Source organism: Enterobacter sp. Tr-810, from assembly GCF_011752765.1.
GTDB classification, from domain to species: domain Bacteria; phylum Pseudomonadota; class Gammaproteobacteria; order Enterobacterales; family Enterobacteriaceae; genus Enterobacter; species Enterobacter soli.
The window spans coordinates 104,656-122,718 of sequence record NZ_VWWW01000003.1; the positions used below are offsets into that span (position 1 = coordinate 104,656).

Consider the following 18,063-nt stretch of genomic DNA (forward strand, 5'->3'; position numbering starts at 1 on the left):
ACAAACTTGTAACTTAAATAAGATAAGACAGGGCAAAGTATGGCGAGACGTATTCTGGTCGTAGAAGATGAAGCTCCGATCCGTGAAATGGTGTGCTTCGTGCTCGAACAAAATGGCTTTCAGCCGGTAGAAGCTGAAGATTATGACAGCGCGGTGAATCAACTTAACGAACCCTGGCCTGATTTGATTTTGCTGGACTGGATGCTGCCTGGCGGCTCGGGATTGCAGTTCATCAAACACATTAAACGTGAAGCAATGACCCGCGATATTCCGGTTGTTATGCTCACGGCGCGCGGTGAAGAAGAAGATCGCGTGCGCGGTCTGGAAACGGGCGCTGACGATTACATCACTAAACCGTTCTCACCTAAAGAGCTGGTTGCCCGTATTAAAGCGGTGATGCGCCGTATTTCGCCGATGGCGGTGGAAGAGGTGATTGAGATGCAGGGCTTAAGTCTTGATCCAACGTCACACCGCGTAATGACCGGCGAAAACCCACTCGATATGGGTCCAACCGAATTCAAGCTGTTGCATTTCTTTATGACCCACCCAGAGCGCGTCTACAGCCGCGAGCAGTTGCTGAATAACGTCTGGGGGACTAACGTCTATGTCGAAGACCGGACGGTTGATGTCCATATTCGCCGCTTGCGTAAAGCGCTGGAACTGAGCGGCCACGATCGTATGGTGCAGACGGTCCGCGGCACGGGTTATCGTTTTTCGACCCGTTTCTGAACAATGACAGGAGTGTGACGCGTGCTGGAACGTCTGTCATGGAAAAGGCTCGTTTTTGAACTCATTCTTTGTTGTATCCCGGCCCTCATTCTGGGGGCGCTTGTTGGACATTTGCCGTGGTTTTTACTGGCTGCGGTTACCGGGCTGCTGATCTGGCATTTCTGGAACTTACTGCGTCTTTCCTGGTGGCTGTGGGTTGACCGCAGTATGACGCCTCCGCCGGGAAGCGGAAGCTGGGAGCCGTTGCTCTACGGCCTGCATCAGATGCAGATGCGTAATAAAAAGCGCCGTCGTGAGCTGGGTAGCCTGATCAAACGTTTTCGCAGTGGCGCGGAGTCGCTGCCGGATGCGGTCATTCTGACCACCGAAGAAGGGACAATCTTCTGGTGTAATGGCCTGGCGCAACAGCTGCTTGGGCTGCGCTGGCCGGACGATAATGGCCAGAACATCCTTAACCTTCTGCGATACCCTGAATTCACGCTGTATCTGAAAAAACGTGACTTTACCCGCCCGCATAATCTGAAACTGAACAATGGTCGTCACCTTGAGATCCGCGTGATGCCTTACAGCGATCAGCAATGGTTGATGGTGGCGCGTGACGTCACGCAGATGCACCAGCTGGAAGGGGCGCGACGTAATTTCTTTGCCAACGTCAGCCATGAATTGCGCACGCCGTTAACGGTGCTCCAGGGCTATCTGGAGATGATGCAGGAGCAAACGCTGGAAGGCGCGCCACGTGAGAAAGCGCTGCATACCATGCGTGAGCAAACGCACCGGATGGAAGGGCTGGTGAAACAGCTTTTGACCTTATCGAAAATAGAGGCCGCCCCGACGCTTGCGTTGAATGACACCATCGATGTGCCGATGATGCTGCGCGTCGTTGAGCGTGAAGCGCAGACCTTAAGCCATAAAAAACATCAACTGACCTTTGAGGTTGATAATGGCCTGAAAGTGCTGGGCAGCGAAGATGAACTGCGTAGCGCCATTTCTAACCTGGTCTATAACGCAGTGAATCATACGCCGGAAGGGACGCATATTGTGGTGCGCTGGCAACATACCCCGACAGGTGCCGAATTTAGCGTTGAGGACAACGGGCCGGGCATTTCGCCGGAGCATATCCCTCGTCTGACCGAGCGTTTCTACCGTGTGGATAAAGCGCGCTCGCGACAGACTGGTGGAAGCGGTCTGGGGTTAGCGATTGTGAAACATGCGCTCAATCATCATGAAAGCCGTCTCGATATTCAGAGCACGCTGGGAAAGGGAACCCGTTTCAGTTTCGTTATCCCGGAACGATTAATTGCCAAAAAAATCGCCTGATAACAGGCGTGTCATTTTTCCTTTCCACGGGCCAGCGATTGCTGGCCCGTTTGCTTTGCGGTCAAGTGAAACCCGAATGAATTTTATACGTCTGATGCTTTTTTGTTCGCATGATTAGCCATGGGTTTTTCTTATAAATAGCGTATTGTGCTGGTCTGTTTTTTCATGCTGGCATATTGTTCTGGTTTTGCGATCCCACCTTGCCTTTAAACGTTATAAGCGTTTAAATTGCCCCCCAGATACTGTCGGACTGACTGTATTTGCGTGGTAAATCGAAAAACTATTCTTCTCCACGCCAGGACGGGAGAATATCCCGCTGAAATTGAGCAAATTTTCCGCTGTATTGTCCCGTCAGGGATGGCGAAAATCTCAACGTTTTCAACACCACATCCACAGGCAGTAAGGTTTTATGACCCATCACTTAAAATCGCGTGACATCATCGCGCTGGGCTTTATGACATTTGCGCTGTTCGTTGGCGCAGGCAACATCATTTTCCCTCCAATGGTCGGCTTACAGGCGGGTGAACACGTCTGGACTGCTGCGTTTGGTTTCCTGATTACTGCCGTGGGCCTACCGGTACTGACCATCGTTGCGCTGGCGAAAGTCGGCGGCGGCGTTGATAGCCTCAGCACACCGATTGGCAAAGTGGCAGGCGTTCTGCTGGCGACGGTATGTTACCTGGCTGTTGGCCCACTGTTTGCAACCCCGCGTACGGCAACAGTTTCCTTTGAAGTGGGGATTGCCCCGCTGACCGGCGACGGTGCGATGCCGCTGTTTATCTACAGTCTGGTGTACTTCGCGATTGTTATTCTGGTTTCTCTCTATCCGGGCAAACTGCTGGATACCGTGGGGAACTTCCTGGCACCAATGAAAATTGTGGCGCTGATCGTGCTGGCCGTTGCGGCTATCATCTGGCCGGCTGGCCCTATCAGCGATGCCATGGACGCCTATAAAAATGCGGCGTTCTCCAACGGCTTTGTGAACGGTTATCTGACCATGGATACGCTGGGCGCGATGGTGTTTGGTATCGTTATCGTGAACGCGGCGCGTTCCCGTGGCGTGACCGAAGCGCGTCTGCTGACCCGCTATACCGTCTGGGCTGGCCTGATGGCCGGTGTGGGCCTGACGCTGCTGTATCTGGCGCTGTTCCGCCTGGGTTCCGATAGCGCCATGCTGGTTGATCAGAACGCGAACGGTGCGGCTATCCTTCATGCCTACGTTCAGCACACCTTCGGTGGTGCGGGCAGCATGTTGCTGGCGGTGCTGATTTTCCTGGCGTGTCTGGTGACGGCTGTTGGCCTGACCTGTGCGTGCGCTGAGTTCTTTGCTCAGTATCTGCCGCTCTCTTACCGCACGCTGGTGTTTATTCTGGGCATCTTCTCGATGGCGGTATCGAATCTGGGTCTGAGCCACCTGATTCAGGTTTCCATTCCGGTGCTGACGGCCATTTATCCGCCATGTATCGTGCTGGTGGTGTTGAGCTTTACCCGCCCATGGTGGAATAATTCATCCCGAATTATTGCGCCAGCCATGTTTATCAGCCTGCTTTTTGGTATCCTTGACGGAATCAAAGCATCAGCATTCAGTGAAATGCTGCCAGCCTGGACACAGCGTCTGCCGTTGTCCGAACAAGGTCTGGCATGGCTGATGCCTACCGTTGTAGCGCTGGTTCTGGCCATTATCTGGGACCGTGCAGCAGGGCGTCAGGTTACCTCTAACGCGCATTAATCAACGGCAACAAACTGTTTAACCACGGGGCTTAAGGCCCCGTGGTTTTTTGTTTTTTTCGTGTTGAATGGCAAGATTTAAATGGAAAGCACTAACAAACTCAAACGTGGACTGAGCACCCGCCACATCCGCTTTATGGCGCTGGGTTCAGCTATAGGTACCGGTCTTTTTTATGGCTCGGCAGATGCCATCAAAATGGCCGGTCCAAGCGTTCTGTTGGCCTACATCATTGGTGGTGTGGCGGCGTATATCATCATGCGTGCGCTGGGCGAAATGTCCGTGCATAACCCTTCAGCAAGCTCTTTCTCTCGCTACGCGCAAGATAACTTAGGCCCGCTGGCAGGCTACATCACCGGCTGGACCTACTGTTTTGAGATCCTGATTGTGGCGATTGCTGATGTCACCGCCTTCGGCATCTACATGGGGGTCTGGTTCCCGGCCGTACCGCACTGGATTTGGGTGCTAAGCGTGGTGTTGATCATCTGCGCCATCAACCTGATGAGCGTGAAGGTGTTTGGTGAGCTGGAGTTCTGGTTCTCCTTCTTTAAAGTCGCCACCATTATCATCATGATTGCGGCCGGTTTCGGCATCATCATCTGGGGTATCGGTAACGGCGGTCAGCCAACCGGTATTCATAACCTGTGGAGCAACGGCGGCTTCTTTAGCAACGGCTGGCTCGGCATGGTGATGTCTTTGCAAATGGTGATGTTTGCGTACGGCGGGATTGAGATTATCGGCATCACCGCCGGTGAGGCGAAAGACCCGGAAAAATCCATTCCGCGTGCGATCAACTCCGTGCCGATGCGTATTCTGGTGTTCTATGTGGGTACTCTGTTTGTCATCATGTCTATCTACCCGTGGAACCAGGTGGGCACCGATGGTAGCCCGTTTGTCCTGACCTTCCAGCATCTGGGGATCACGTTTGCGGCCAGTATTCTGAACTTCGTGGTGCTGACGGCTTCGCTGTCTGCCATTAATAGCGATGTGTTTGGCGTGGGGCGTATGTTGCACGGGATGGCAGAGCAGGGCAGCGCGCCAAAGGTCTTTGCGAAAACCTCTCGTCGCGGTATTCCGTGGGTGACGGTGATGGTGATGACCATTGCGCTGCTGTTCGCGGTGTACCTCAACTACATCATGCCTGAGAACGTCTTCCTGGTGATTGCATCGCTGGCGACCTTCGCGACCGTGTGGGTGTGGATTATGATCCTGCTGTCGCAGATTGCCTTCCGCCGCCGTCTGCCACCGGAAGAGGTGAAAGCGCTGAAATTCAAAGTGCCGGGTGGTGTGGTGACGACCATTGTTGGGCTGGTTTTCCTGGTCTTTATTATCGGGCTGATTGGCTATCACCCGGATACCCGTATTTCCCTGTACGTGGGCTTTGCGTGGATTGTTCTGTTGCTGGCAGGCTGGATGTTTAAATGCCGCCGCGACCGCCAGCTGGCGCAAGCGCAGTAATCCTTTTTCACCCTCTCCCGGTGGGAGAGGGATCCCCACAAAAAATACGAGCACGGACGACTCCCTCTCCACTTTGGGGAGAGGGCTGGGGTGAGGGGGAACATACGGCTGTAGTGGTTATTCCGTTCACTTTATGTTCCTTGCTACTCTGTCACCACAATACCCGTGAACGTGCCAGGGTAGCTCACCGCCGCTACCCTGGCGACCCGGGCTCCCGGCAAGAAAATCGCCGCTTCGCGGTGACCCTCAGCGTTTGCTCCAGGCTAATCGGGGACGGGCGGATGAAACGTCCCTGTAAAGCCGCCCTCGCCGCGCATCCATGCGCGTCGCCCCGGCCTTCCGTAAACGCTTCGGCGATTTTCAGCCGGACCATGGAACCGCGAGTAGTCTTTTATTTCAATGGCGTAATGTTATCGCTGAATAAAGACAAACATTACTGGGGATCCATCAGCCCGGTGGGAGAGGGTGAAGGCATCAGGCTGCACTGATGGCTCCTCCCCCGTCCTCCTCCCCCAATAAACTGCATCATGATGAGCTAACCTTAACGACCCTGTGGCAAGGTGACGTCAATTTCATCAAAGGGGATTCGTGATGTTGAACGCCTGGCACCTTCCGGTTGCCCCATTTGTTAAGCAAAACAAAGACAACCTTGTGATTACGCTCTGGCTGGCAGGGGAAAAACAGCCCGACCGCGTGATGCTACGCGCTGAAGTGGATAATGAAGAAACCGCGTTGACCATGCACAAGCAACGCAGCCAGCCGCAGCCTGGCGTGACGGCATGGCGCGCGAATATCGACCTCAGCAGCGGGCAGCCGCGACGTCGCTACAGCTTCAAGCTGCTGTGGAATAACCGTCAGCTGTGGTTTACCCCGCAAGGCTTTAGCCGTTTTCCACCCGCGCGGCTGGAGCAATTTGCCGTCGATTACCCGGACCATGGTCCGCAGTGGGTCAACGATCAGGTCTTTTATCAAATCTTCCCTGACCGCTTTGCTCGCAGCCAGAAGCGCACACCGCAGCAGGATAAGGTCTATTACCACCACGCCGCAGGTCACGACATTATCTTTAAAGCGTGGGATGAGCCGCTGACGGCGCAGGCAGGGGGATCGACGTTTTACGGTGGCGATCTGGACGGGATCAGCGAAAAACTGCCGTACCTGAAAAAACTGGGCGTCACAGCGCTGTACCTGAACCCGGTCTTTAAAGCCCCAAGCGTGCATAAATACGATACCGAAGATTATCGCCACGTTGATGAGCAGTTTGGCGGTGATGCTGCGCTGCTGCGTCTGCGGGAAAACACGCAAAAAGAAGGAATGCGCCTGGTTCTGGACGGCGTGTTCAACCACAGCGGGGATTCCCACGCCTGGTTTGATCGTCACAATCAGTCTATGGGCGGCGCGTGTCATAACCCGGATTCACCCCAGCGCGACTGGTACAGCTTTAATGACGAAGGACGAGCTCTGGACTGGTTAGGCTATGCCAGCCTGCCTAAGCTCGATTTTCAGTCACCAACGCTTATAAACGAGATCTACGGCGATGATGACAGCATTGTGCGCCACTGGCTAAAGGCACCGTGGAACATGGATGGCTGGCGTCTGGACGTGGTGCATATGCTCGGCGAAGCGGGTGGGGCGCGTAACAATATTCAGCACGTCGCCGGGATTACCCGCTCGGCAAAAGTCGCTCAGCCTGAAGCGTTTGTCTTTGGCGAGCATTTTGGTGATGCGCGTCAGTGGCTTCAGGCCGATGCCGAAGACGCGGCGATGAACTATCGCGGCTTCACTTTCCCGCTGTGGGGATTCCTGGCCAATACCGATATCTCTTACGATCCGCAGCATATCGACGCCGAAACCTGCATGGCGTGGATGGATAACTACCGCGCCAGCCTGTCTCACCAGCAGCAGCTAAGGATGTTCAACCAGCTGGATAGCCACGACACCGCGCGTTTCAAGTCGCTGCTGGGCAAAGACGTGGCGCGCCTGCCGCTGGCGGTCACCTGGCTCTTCATCTGGCCTGGGATCCCGTGTATTTACTACGGCGATGAAGTGGGGCTGGACGGCAATAACGATCCGTTCTGCCGCAAGACCTTCCCGTGGGATCCGGCAAAACAGGATGTGTCGCTGTTCAGCCTGTATCAGCGTATGGCGAAGCTGCGTAAACAGAACCAGGCTTTGCGCTACGGCGGTTGCCAGGTGGTTTACGCCCACGATAACGTTGTGGTGTTTGCCCGTGTTTATAACCAGCAGCGTGTGCTGGTGGCCATTAACCGGGGTGAGGCCTGTGAAGTGGTGCTGGATGATTCGCCGCTGCTCAGGGTGAAGGCATGGCAGCTGAAAGAGGGCAAAGGCGACCTGCACGAGGGCATTTTGTCTCTGCCTGCGATTTCGGCCTGCGTCTGGTTCGGTAATTAACCCCTCCTCTGCAACCGGTGTATTACGCCGGTTGCAGAATATTCCCCTAAGTCGTTCGGTTAAATTAAACAGAGCGGACAAATTTCTTTAATATCGTCTAAATCAATTCTCGCTATACTCAATTTGCTTTATCAGACAGGGCCCTTTCTCATTTAGCACACAAAAACGTTGGCTTTTAACACATTGATTAAAAGGTACTTTTATGTCTATTCGTGAACTGATTGACCCGTCCAATTCCGCTCTGATTTTTATCGATCACCAGCCGCAGATGTCCTTTGGCGTGGCAAACATTGACCGTCAGTTATTGAAAAATAATACGGTCGCACTGGCGAAAGCAGGCAAAATTTTTGATGTACCGGTTATCTATACGTCTGTAGAAACAAAAAGCTTCAGCGGCTATATCTGGCCTGAATTGCTGGCCGTCCATCCTGATGTAAAACCTATTGAGCGTACCTCGATGAACTCCTGGGAAGATGACGCGTTTGTTGCGGCAGTTAAAGCTACGGGCCGCAAAAAACTCATCATTTCTGCCCTGTGGACAGAAGTATGCCTGACCTTCCCGGCGCTGATGGCGCTGGATGAAGGCTTCGAAGTGTATGTGGTGACAGATACCTCCGGCGGGACCTCTGTTGATGCGCACGAACGCGCTATCGACCGTATGGTGCAGGCTGGTGCAGTGCCTGTGACCTGGCAGCAGGTGTTGCTTGAGTACCAGCGTGACTGGTCACGTAAAGGCACTTATGACGCGGTGATGGATCTGGTGCGTGAGCACAGCGGGGCGTACGGCATGGGCGTTGATTATGCCTATACCCTCGTTCACGGTGCGCCAGAGCGCAAAGCGTAATCCTTTCAGGGCGGGGTTCTCCCGCCCATCAATGACCAGGAAATTTTTATGGCGCAAACATCACATGTGACGCTGGTGATCACTCATACGTTACTCCCGGGGCAAGCTGAGCGATACGAACAGTGGCTTGGCAAAATCATGCCCATCGCGGCTGAATTCCCCGGACATCTGGGGGCGAACGTTATCCGCCCGTCCGAAGGACAGAGCCTGTGGACGGTGATTATCCGTTTCGACACCATTGAGCACCTTTATGCCTGGACGCAGTCTGATACCCGTAATGTGCTGGTGAAAGAGATTGAACCGTTGCTGGCGGAAGGCGATAAAACGGAAGTACGCACCGAGGCGGCGTTCTGGTTCACTCCGCCAGAGACAAACGTGCGTAAACCAAAGCAGTGGAAACAGTTTCTTATCACCCTGCTGGTTATCTTCCCCAGTACCAATGTGGTGCCGCTGGTGACGGGCGCGCTGCTTCCTGGCCTGAAAGGCTCTTTACTGCTGCATTTGATTAACGATGCCTGTGTGGTCGCGCTGGTTGTCTGGCTGTGGATGCCCATCGTGACCCGTCTGTTTGCCGGATGGCTGAAAAAAGCCTGATCCGGTTCAAAGGAGTACGTTATGTCTCAAACTGCCTCACTGATCTTAACCAAAGGTAAGATCCATACCCTCGATCGCGAAAACCCGCTGACGGAAGCGGTGGCGATTGCTAACGGGAAGATCCTCGCGACCGGAAATCACGATCGCATCATGAGTTACGCAACGCAGGGTACGCAAATTGTTGATTTGCAGGGGAGTACGGTGATCCCCGGTCTGAATGATTCCCACCTGCACCTGATCCGCGGCGGGCTGAACTACAACCTCGAATTGCGCTGGGAAGGTGTACCTTCGCTGGCAGACGCGCTACGAATGCTGAAAGATCAGGCCGACCGTACGCCATCACCCCAGTGGGTACGTGTGGTGGGCGGCTGGAGTGAATTCCAGTTTGCCGAGCGCCGGATGCCCACCATTGAAGAGCTTAACGAGGCCGCTCCGGATACCCCGGTGTTTGTGCTGCATCTCTACGATCGCGCGCTGCTCAACCGCGCCGCGCTCAAAGCCGTTGGTTATACCAAAGAGACGCCAAACCCGCCGGGCGGCGAAATCGTGCGTGACAACAACGGCAACCCGACCGGGCTGCTGATCGCCAAACCGAACGCGATGATCCTCTACGCAACGCTGGCAAAAGGGCCAAAGTTGCCGCTTGAAATGCAGGTGAACTCTACGCGCCAGTTTATGCGCGAGCTGAACCGGCTGGGGTTGACCAGCGCTATCGATGCCGGCGGTGGTTTCCAGAACTACCCGGAAGATTACGAGATAATCGAGCAACTGCACGCCAAAGAGCAAATGACGGTGCGTATTGCTTATAACCTCTTTACCCAGCGTCCAAAACAAGAACTGGAAGACTTTGAACGCTGGACCGATATGCTCAAGCCAGGGCAGGGGACGGATTTCTACCGTGCCAACGGCGCAGGCGAGATGCTGGTCTTCTCGGCGGCGGATTTTGAAGACTTCCTCCAGCCACGCCCGGATCTGCCGCAAGGTATGGAAGACGAACTGGAGCGCGTGGTGCGTCATCTGGTGGAAAACCGCTGGCCGTTCCGTCTGCACGCGACTTATGACGAATCCATCAGCCGGATGCTGGATGTGTTTGAGAAGGTGAACCGCGATATCCCGTTCAACGGGCTGCACTGGTTCTTTGACCACGCAGAGACCATCACCGAGCGTAATATCGAACGCGTGAAAGCACTGGGTGGCGGGATTGCGGTACAGCACCGTATGGCCTTCCAGGGGGAATACTTTGTTGATCGTTACGGTAAAGAGGCGGTGAAACATACGCCGCCGGTGGCGAAGATGCTGGAGCTGGACGTACCGGTAGGATTAGGGACGGACGCGACCCGCGTGGCGAGCTACAACCCGTGGACGGCGCTGTACTGGCTGGTGTCCGGGCGTACCGTGGGCGGGCTGGCGATGTATGACGACAACAACCGTCTGCCGCGCGATGTCGCGCTGGAGCTGTGGACCGCGGGTAGCGCGTGGTTCTCCAGCGAGCAGGGCAAGAAAGGCCGTCTGGTTGAAGGTCAGCTCGCCGATCTGGTGGTGCTCTCGAAAGACTACTTCAGCGTGTCGGAAGAAGAGATTAAAGGCATTGAGTCGGTGCTGACGGTAGTGGATGGCAAGGTGGTGTACGCCGCCGGGCACTTTAGCCCGCTGTCACCTCCGCCAATCCCGGTTGTGCCAGAATGGTCGCCGGTAGTTAAGGTGCCAGGACATTACCGTTCAGCTCCGCCTGCGGCCAGCAAGGTGGGCGCAGTGGTGCAGATGCACCAGTGTATTGGGAGCTGCGGCGTGCATGGGCACGCGCACGGCATTGCCCGCCAGTCGGATATTCCGGTGTCGGACGATCGGGCGTTCTGGGGCGTGCTGGGCTGTTCTTGCTTCGCGTTTTAGATTGTGCGGTTTGATGCCCTCTCCCCGTGGGAGAGGGAGAAAACAAAAAGGCCCGCATTAGCGGGCCTTTTTCGTAAACCGTGCCAATTACAGGCTGGATACGTTCTCGGTCAGGTACTTAGCAACACCTTCTGGAGATGCAGCCATACCTTCTTTCCCTTTTTCCCACTGAGCCGGGCACACTTCACCGTGCTCTTCGTGGAATTGCAGCGCGTCAACCATACGCAGCATTTCGTCGATGTTACGACCCAGTGGCAGATCGTTCACAACCTGGTGACGAACGATGCCGTTCGCGTCGATCAGGAAGGAGCCACGCAGTGCAACGCCAGCGTCCGGGTGTTCGATACCGTAAGCCTGCTGGATTTCGCGTTTGATGTCCGCAACCATTGCGTATTTCACCGCACCGATGCCGCCGTTGTCGACAGGGGTGTTACGCCATGCGTTGTGTACAAATTCAGAGTCGAAGGAGACGCCAACAACTTCTACGCCACGCTTCTGGAATTCTTCGTAACGTTTGTCGAACGCGATCAGCTCAGACGGGCAAACGAAAGTGAAGTCCATTGGCCAGAAGAACAGAACGGTCGCTTTACCGTTGGTGTGCTGTTTGAAGTTGAAGTTTTCAACGATTTCACCGTTGCCCAGAACTGCTGCAGCTGTAAAATCCGGAGCCGGACGAGTTACCAGAACCATATGATTCTCCTGTAGATACTAAGGTTATTTGGAACGCAACGCGGGCCAGTATAGAGAGTGCCCGCTAATAAGACAAAGAGGTGGTGACAATCGTTCCACAAGCTTTCGCCTATCAATCATTCTTTAATTAAAGTTGCTTACTTTTGGCCTGGGCCATCATGCGCGGATAAAACTGCCAGAAACGCGTTTCCAGCGCATCGTAATGTTCGTCCAGGTCATGCCAGGAATCACGCAGCGCATCCAGTCGCGGGCGACGGCTCGCCATGCCGTTCAACACGTTCTGGATAAAGTCCATCTCGCGATAGCGCTCAAGCCAGCGTTCAGACCACAGGTAATTATTCAGATTCACAAAGCGCGGCGGCGACTCTGGCAAAATAAGAGAAACCTGCTGATGGGCATAGTGCACAAACTCCGGCAATGGCATCTCCGGCGAGAGTTGTGCCCAGTGGCGCGACAGAAAGTGGTCCCACATGACATCGAGCGTAATCGGCGCAACGCGGCGCGTTTCGGGGCGGAACCAGGCTTTGGCTTCCGTCACTTCGGGCAGATTATCAGTCAGCACGTCGATACGGCGGTGCATAAAAATCCCGTCGACTATCTCTGGAGCATAGTTCTCGGCAGGGTTGCCACGGACAAAATCGGCCAGCAAATTGCCGGAAAGAGAGCTGTCAGCGAGATGAGCGAGATGCAGGTGAGCGAGAAAATTCATGCGTTTTATTTGTCCGGTGGCGGCTAGTTGTTGCAGCAAAAGAGTGTGAGCACTAGACTATGCCGCCTGTTTTTAAGTCACGAGTATACGTCATGCGCGTCGCCGATTTTTCCTTTGAACTACCTGATTCCCTGATTGCTCACTATCCAATGCCTGAGCGCAGCAGCTGTCGCTTGCTGTCACTGGACGGGCCAACGGGCGCGCTGACGCACGGTACTTTCACCGATTTGCTCGACAAGCTCAACCCTGGCGATCTGCTGGTCTTTAACAATACCCGCGTGATCCCGGCGCGTCTGTTTGGCCGTAAAGCCAGCGGCGGGAAGATTGAAGTGCTGGTCGAACGTATGCTCGATGATAAACGTATTCTGGCACATATTCGCGCATCCAAAGCACCGAAGCCGGGGGCCGAGCTGCTGCTGGGCGACGACGAGAGCATTAAAGCGACCATGACCGCGCGCCACGATGCGCTGTTTGAAGTGGAGTTCAACGACGAACGCACGGTGCTCGATATTCTGAACACCATCGGCCACATGCCGCTGCCGCCGTACATTGAGCGCCCGGACGAAGAGGCCGACCGCGAGCTTTACCAGACCGTCTACAGCCAGAAGCCTGGTGCGGTAGCCGCGCCGACGGCGGGCCTGCACTTTGATGAACCGTTGCTTGAAAAACTGCGCGCAAAAGGCGTTGAGATGGCGTTTGTGACGCTTCACGTGGGCGCGGGGACTTTCCAGCCGGTTCGTGTCGACAGCATCGAAGACCACATCATGCACTCCGAATATGCTGAAGTGCCGCAGGACGTTGTTGATGCGGTGCTGGCGGCGAAAGCCCGCGGCAGCCGCGTAATTGCTGTAGGGACGACCTCAGTACGTTCGCTGGAAAGCGCCGCGCAGGCCGCCCAAAATGGCCTGATCGAGCCGTTCTTTGGCGATACGCAGATCTTTATTTACCCGGGCTACCAGTACAAGGTGATTGACGCGCTGGTGACCAACTTCCATCTGCCTGAATCCACGCTGATTATGCTGGTTTCCGCATTTGCGGGTTATCAGCACACGATGACCGCATACAAGTCTGCGGTAGAACAAAAATATCGCTTTTTTAGCTACGGGGACGCGATGTTTATCACGTACAATCCGCAGGCTTTGAATGAGCGTGTCGGGGAATAAGTCCGCGGCACCAGAATAATGTGTCGGACTGTTTTTCTGGCACAGAGGAATAAAAATGAAATTTGAACTCGATACCACCGACGGCCGCGCGCGTCGCGGTCGCCTGGTGTTTGATCGCGGCGTGGTGGAAACCCCCGCGTTTATGCCTGTGGGCACCTACGGCACCGTAAAAGGGATGACGCCGGAAGAAGTTGAAGCCACTGGCGCGCAGATTATCCTCGGCAATACCTTCCACCTGTGGCTGCGTCCTGGTCAGGAGATCATGAAGCTGCACGGCGACCTGCATGACTTCATGCAGTGGAAAGGGCCAATCCTCACCGATTCCGGTGGTTTCCAGGTCTTCAGCCTCGGTGATATCCGCAAGATCACCGAGAAGGGCGTTCACTTCCGTAACCCGATCAACGGCGATCCGATTTTCCTCGATCCGGAAAAATCGATGGAGATTCAGTACGATCTCGGTTCCGACATCGTGATGATCTTCGACGAATGTACGCCATACCCGGCGGACTGGGATTACGCGAAACGTTCCATGGAGATGTCTCTGCGTTGGGCGCAGCGTAGCCGCGACCGTTTTGACTCTCTTGAAAACAAAAACGCGCTGTTCGGCATTATCCAGGGCAGTGTTTACGAAGATTTACGCGATATCTCTGTTAAAGGTCTGGTAGAGATAGGTTTTGATGGCTACGCTGTCGGCGGTTTGGCTGTGGGTGAGCCAAAGGAAGACATGCATCGCATTCTTGAACATGTCTGCCCGCAAATCCCGGCAGATAAACCACGTTACCTGATGGGTGTGGGTAAACCAGAAGATCTGGTTGAAGGTGTGCGCCGCGGCATTGATATGTTCGACTGCGTCATGCCAACCCGTAACGCGCGTAACGGTCATCTGTTTGTTACCGATGGCGTGGTGAAAATCCGTAACGCGAAGCATAAGAGTGACACCAGCCCGCTCGATTCTGAGTGCGATTGCTATACCTGTCGCAATTATTCCCGCGCATATTTGCATCATCTCGATCGTTGCAACGAGATTTTGGGCGCGCGTCTCAATACCATTCATAATCTTCGTTATTATCAGCGCTTAATGGCTGGTTTACGTAAGGCTATCGAAGAGGGTAAATTAGAGAGCTTCGTGACCGATTTCTACCAACGTCAGGGTCGGGATGTTCCACCTTTGAACGTTGATTAATTTTAATAATGAGGGAATTTGAATGAGCTTTTTTATTTCTGATGCGGTAGCAGCAACAGGTGCTCCAGCGCAGGGCAGCCCAATGTCTCTGATTCTGATGCTGGTTGTGTTCGGCCTGATCTTCTATTTCATGATCCTGCGTCCACAGCAGAAGCGCACCAAAGAGCACAAAAACCTGATGAACTCCATTGCGAAAGGCGATGAAGTACTGACCAACGGTGGCCTGGTGGGTCGCGTAACCAAAGTAGCTGAAAGCGGCTACATTGCTATCGCACTGAACGACACCACTGAAGTGGTTATCAAACGTGACTTCGTAGCTGCCGTTCTGCCGAAAGGCACCATGAAGGCGCTGTAATCCCAACTTTTCCCAAAGGGAACTGCCGTGTTAAACCGTTATCCTTTGTGGAAGTACATCATGCTGGTCGTCGTGATTCTCGTCGGCCTGCTGTACGCGCTTCCCAACCTGTATGGTGAGGATCCGGCCGTTCAAATCACTGGCGCGCGCGGTGTCGCCGCCAGTGAGCAAACGCTGATCCAGGTCCAGAAAACGTTACAAGAAGAAAAAATTACCGCTAAGTCTGTGGCACTGGAAGAGGGCGCTATTCTTGCTCGCTTCGACACCACCGACACGCAGCTCCGCGCTCGTGAAGCGCTGATGGGCGTGCTGGGTGATAAATATGTCGTGGCGCTGAACCTTGCTCCTGCAACCCCGCGTTGGCTGGCTGCATTAAACGCAGAGCCAATGAAACTCGGTCTTGACCTGCGTGGTGGTGTTCACTTCCTGATGGAAGTGGATATGGACACCGCACTGGGCAAATTGCAGGAACAGAATATCGACAGCCTGCGCAGCGATCTGCGTGATAAAGGCATCGCGTACACCACCGTGCGTAAAGAAGATAACTACGGCATGAGCATCACGTTCCGCGACAGCGCGGCACGCGACCAGGCTGTAACTTACCTGTCTCAACGTCACCGTGATCTGGTGATCACCTCTCAGGGCAGCAACCAGCTGCGTGCGGTGATGACGGATGCACGTCTGAGCGAAGCGCGTGAATACGCGGTTCAGCAGAACATCAACATTCTGCGTAACCGTGTAAACCAACTGGGCGTGGCTGAACCACTGGTACAGCGTCAGGGTGCTGACCGTATTGTGGTTGAACTGCCAGGTATCCAGGACACTGCGCGTGCGAAAGAGATTCTGGGTGCGACTGCAACGCTTGAGTTCCGTCTGGTTAACTCTAACGTCGATCAGTCCGCTGCTGCCGCGGGCCGTATCCCGGGCGACTCTGAAGTGAAACAGACGCGTGAAGGCCAGCCAGTTGTGCTGTACAAACGCGTGATCCTGACCGGTGACCATATCACCGACTCCACTTCAAGCCAGGATGAATACAACCAGCCGCAGGTTAACATCTCGCTGGATAGCGCGGGTGGTAACATCATGTCTAACTTCACCAAGGACAACATCAATAAACCGATGGCGACCCTGTTCGTGGAGTACAAAGACAGCGGTAAGAAAGATGCCAACGGCCGTGCCGTGCTGGTGAAAGAGGAAGAGGTGATTAACGTCGCCACTATCCAGTCTCGTCTGGGTAATAGCTTCCGTATCACCGGTATCAGCAACCCGAACGAAGCACGTCAGCTCTCTCTGCTGCTGCGTGCCGGTGCGCTGATTGCGCCAATCCAGATTGTTGAAGAACGTACCATTGGTCCTACTCTGGGTATGCAAAACATCCAGCAGGGTCTGGAAGCGTGTCTGGCCGGTCTGGTGGTCTCTATCCTGTTCATGATCTTCTTCTATAAGAAGTTTGGTCTGATTGCGACGTCCGCGCTGCTGGCTAACCTGGTGCTGATCATCGGCATCATGTCCCTGCTGCCGGGTGCAACGCTGACCATGCCGGGGATTGCGGGTATCGTTCTGACCCTTGCGGTGGCGGTCGACGCCAACGTACTGATCAACGAACGTATCAAAGAAGAACTGAGCAACGGTCGTTCTGTGCAGCAGGCGATTGAAGAAGGCTATAAAGGCGCTTTCAGCTCTATCTTCGATGCGAACGTAACAACACTGATTAAGGTTCTTATCCTGTATGCAGTGGGTACTGGCGCGATCAAAGGCTTTGCGATTACTACCGGTATCGGTGTTGCAACGTCGATGTTTACTGCTATTGTCGGCACCCGTGCCATCGTGAACCTGCTGTACGGCGGCAAGCGCGTCAAAAAGCTGTCTATCTGAGGAGTGCGTTGTGGCACAGGAATATACTGTTGAACAATTAAACCACGGCCGTAAAGTCTGGGACTTTATGCGCTGGGACTACTGGGCCTTCGGCATTTCAGGTTTTCTGCTGATTCTGTCCATCGTCATTATGGGTGTGAAAGGCTTTAACTGGGGTCTCGATTTTACCGGCGGTACGGTAATTGAAATTTCCCTGGAAAAACCGATTGATATGGACCAGATGCGCGAATCGCTGCAGAAAGCGGGCTTTGAAGAGCCGCTGCTGCAAAACTTCGGCAGCAGCCGCGACATCATGGTGCGTATGCCGCCGGTACACGATGCCAACGGCAGCCAGGAGCTGGGCAGCAAGGTCGTTAGCGTGATTAACGAAACGACCAGCCAGAACGCAGCGGTTAAGCGTATTGAGTTCGTGGGCCCAAGCGTCGGTGCTGACCTGGCGCAAACCGGTGCAATGGCGCTGATGGTGGCGCTGATTTCCATCCTGGTTTACGTGGGTTTCCGCTTCGAATGGCGTCTGGCGGCTGGTGTGGTTATCGCACTGGCGCACGACGTGGTGATCACCATGGGTGTACTGTCTCTGTTCCACATTGAGATTGACCTGACTATCGTGGCATCCCTGATGTCCGTTATCGGTTACTCACTGAACGACAGTATCGTGGTATCTGACCGTATTCGTGAAAACTTCCGTAAGATCCGTCGCGGTACGCCGTACGAAATCTTTAACGTGTCGTTGACCCAGACGCTGCACCGTACCTTGATCACATCCGGTACAACCTTGATGGTTATCCTGATGCTGTATCTCTTCGGTGGCCCGGTGCTGGAAGGCTTCTCACTGACCATGCTTATTGGTGTGACTATCGGTACTGCTTCGTCTATTTACGTTGCATCCGCTCTGGCACTGAAACTTGGCATGAAGCGCGAGCACCTGCTCCAGCAGAAAGTCGAAAAAGAAGGGGCGGATCAGCCGTCAATTCTGCCGTAAGACATGGTCTTATGCGTGATAAAAATCCCGGTCTGTTGGCCGGGATTTTTTTTATCTGCTGCTGACAAACACTCCTGACAGTATGCTGTCAGGAGGGCTGTCATACACTCCTTCTGAACCCAAACAACAGGCAGGAGGA

15 protein-coding genes are annotated in these 18,063 nt (G+C 54.4%); 13 read left to right on the forward strand and 2 right to left on the reverse strand.

Going from position 1 to position 18,063, the window contains the following annotated elements; translation table 11 throughout:
- Positions 1 to 39 precede the first annotated feature (39 nt).
- The 8 genes from phoB to F3J30_RS10630 all read left to right on the forward strand — a co-directional run bounded on the left by phoB (position 40) and on the right by F3J30_RS10630 (position 10,967).
- Entirely contained in the window at positions 40 to 729 is a 690-nt protein-coding gene (gene phoB / locus F3J30_RS10595; protein WP_003859122.1) for a phosphate response regulator transcription factor PhoB, read from the forward strand.
- A 21-nt stretch (positions 730 to 750) separates the two neighbouring features.
- Entirely contained in the window at positions 751 to 2,046 is a 1,296-nt protein-coding gene (phoR, locus tag F3J30_RS10600; protein ID WP_014069088.1) for a phosphate regulon sensor histidine kinase PhoR, read from the forward strand.
- A gap of 409 nt (positions 2,047 to 2,455) precedes the next feature.
- Entirely contained in the window at positions 2,456 to 3,775 is a 1,320-nt protein-coding gene (brnQ, locus tag F3J30_RS10605; protein WP_166717221.1) for a branched-chain amino acid transporter carrier protein BrnQ, read from the forward strand.
- Positions 3,776 to 3,856: 81 nt separating this feature from the next.
- Entirely contained in the window at positions 3,857 to 5,230 is a 1,374-nt protein-coding gene (gene proY / locus F3J30_RS10610; protein WP_166717222.1) for a proline-specific permease ProY, read from the forward strand.
- Between the two features lie 591 nt (positions 5,231 to 5,821).
- Positions 5,822 to 7,639, forward strand: a complete 1,818-nt coding sequence (gene malZ, locus F3J30_RS10615; RefSeq protein WP_166717223.1) for a maltodextrin glucosidase — start codon at positions 5,822 to 5,824, stop codon at positions 7,637 to 7,639.
- Positions 7,640 to 7,841: 202 nt separating this feature from the next.
- Positions 7,842 to 8,483 (forward strand): hydrolase, encoded by a 642-nt coding sequence (locus F3J30_RS10620; RefSeq protein ID WP_014069092.1) that lies wholly within the window; start codon positions 7,842 to 7,844, stop codon positions 8,481 to 8,483.
- A gap of 48 nt (positions 8,484 to 8,531) precedes the next feature.
- Positions 8,532 to 9,077, forward strand: coding sequence for an antibiotic biosynthesis monooxygenase (locus F3J30_RS10625; protein ID WP_166717224.1), 546 nt, complete (start codon positions 8,532 to 8,534; stop codon positions 9,075 to 9,077).
- 21 nt (positions 9,078 to 9,098) lie between these two features.
- The gene (locus tag F3J30_RS10630) at positions 9,099 to 10,967 is read left to right on the forward strand and encodes an amidohydrolase (protein WP_166717225.1); all 1,869 of its coding nucleotides are present in this window, start codon (positions 9,099 to 9,101) and stop codon (positions 10,965 to 10,967) included.
- Between the two features lie 87 nt (positions 10,968 to 11,054).
- On the opposite strand, the gene F3J30_RS10635 is transcribed toward F3J30_RS10630, so the two are convergent.
- Together F3J30_RS10635 and acpH are read right to left on the reverse strand one after the other, a co-directional pair.
- Positions 11,055 to 11,657 (reverse strand): peroxiredoxin C, encoded by a 603-nt coding sequence (locus F3J30_RS10635; protein ID WP_166717226.1) that lies wholly within the window; start codon positions 11,655 to 11,657, stop codon positions 11,055 to 11,057.
- 127 nt (positions 11,658 to 11,784) lie between these two features.
- Positions 11,785 to 12,366: an ACP phosphodiesterase gene (acpH, locus tag F3J30_RS10640; RefSeq protein WP_166717227.1), complete on the reverse strand. Its 582-nt coding sequence runs from the start codon at positions 12,364 to 12,366 to the stop codon at positions 11,785 to 11,787.
- A 92-nt stretch (positions 12,367 to 12,458) separates the two neighbouring features.
- On the opposite strand from acpH, the gene queA reads away from it, so the two are divergent.
- Genes queA through secF form a run of 5 tightly spaced genes read left to right on the forward strand, consistent with a single transcriptional unit; the run spans position 12,459 to position 17,924 of the window.
- Complete coding sequence (gene queA / locus F3J30_RS10645; RefSeq protein WP_014069097.1) at positions 12,459 to 13,529, forward strand: tRNA preQ1(34) S-adenosylmethionine ribosyltransferase-isomerase QueA; 1,071 nt, start codon at positions 12,459 to 12,461, stop codon at positions 13,527 to 13,529.
- Between the two features lie 55 nt (positions 13,530 to 13,584).
- Positions 13,585 to 14,712 carry a tRNA guanosine(34) transglycosylase Tgt gene (gene tgt / locus F3J30_RS10650; protein ID WP_014069098.1) on the forward strand — a complete coding sequence of 376 codons (1,128 nt, stop codon included), beginning with the start codon at positions 13,585 to 13,587 and terminating at the stop codon, positions 14,710 to 14,712.
- Positions 14,713 to 14,734: 22 nt separating this feature from the next.
- The gene (yajC, locus tag F3J30_RS10655) at positions 14,735 to 15,067 is read left to right on the forward strand and encodes a preprotein translocase subunit YajC (RefSeq protein ID WP_003021544.1); all 333 of its coding nucleotides are present in this window, start codon (positions 14,735 to 14,737) and stop codon (positions 15,065 to 15,067) included.
- 27 nt (positions 15,068 to 15,094) lie between these two features.
- Complete coding sequence (gene secD, locus F3J30_RS10660) at positions 15,095 to 16,942, forward strand: protein translocase subunit SecD (RefSeq protein WP_166717228.1); 1,848 nt, start codon at positions 15,095 to 15,097, stop codon at positions 16,940 to 16,942.
- A gap of 10 nt (positions 16,943 to 16,952) precedes the next feature.
- Positions 16,953 to 17,924 (forward strand): protein translocase subunit SecF, encoded by a 972-nt coding sequence (gene secF, locus F3J30_RS10665; protein WP_166717229.1) that lies wholly within the window; start codon positions 16,953 to 16,955, stop codon positions 17,922 to 17,924.
- Positions 17,925 to 18,063: the final 139 nt, after the last annotated feature.

Coding starts and splice junctions, on each gene's coding strand:
- proY (WP_166717222.1), top strand. CDS start 3,857: ATGGAAAGCACTAACAAACTCAAACGTGGACTGAGCACCCGCCACATC.
- F3J30_RS10620 (WP_014069092.1), top strand. CDS start 7,842: ATGTCTATTCGTGAACTGATTGACCCGTCCAATTCCGCTCTGATTTTT.
- tgt (WP_014069098.1), top strand. CDS start 13,585: ATGAAATTTGAACTCGATACCACCGACGGCCGCGCGCGTCGCGGTCGC.
- queA (WP_014069097.1), top strand. CDS start 12,459: ATGCGCGTCGCCGATTTTTCCTTTGAACTACCTGATTCCCTGATTGCT.
- F3J30_RS10625 (WP_166717224.1), top strand. CDS start 8,532: ATGGCGCAAACATCACATGTGACGCTGGTGATCACTCATACGTTACTC.
- brnQ (WP_166717221.1), top strand. CDS start 2,456: ATGACCCATCACTTAAAATCGCGTGACATCATCGCGCTGGGCTTTATG.
- F3J30_RS10635 (WP_166717226.1), bottom strand. CDS start 11,657: ATGGTTCTGGTAACTCGTCCGGCTCCGGATTTTACAGCTGCAGCAGTT.
- malZ (WP_166717223.1), top strand. CDS start 5,822: ATGTTGAACGCCTGGCACCTTCCGGTTGCCCCATTTGTTAAGCAAAAC.
- F3J30_RS10630 (WP_166717225.1), top strand. CDS start 9,099: ATGTCTCAAACTGCCTCACTGATCTTAACCAAAGGTAAGATCCATACC.
- acpH (WP_166717227.1), bottom strand. CDS start 12,366: ATGAATTTTCTCGCTCACCTGCATCTCGCTCATCTCGCTGACAGCTCT.
- yajC (WP_003021544.1), top strand. CDS start 14,735: ATGAGCTTTTTTATTTCTGATGCGGTAGCAGCAACAGGTGCTCCAGCG.
- phoB (WP_003859122.1), top strand. CDS start 40: ATGGCGAGACGTATTCTGGTCGTAGAAGATGAAGCTCCGATCCGTGAA.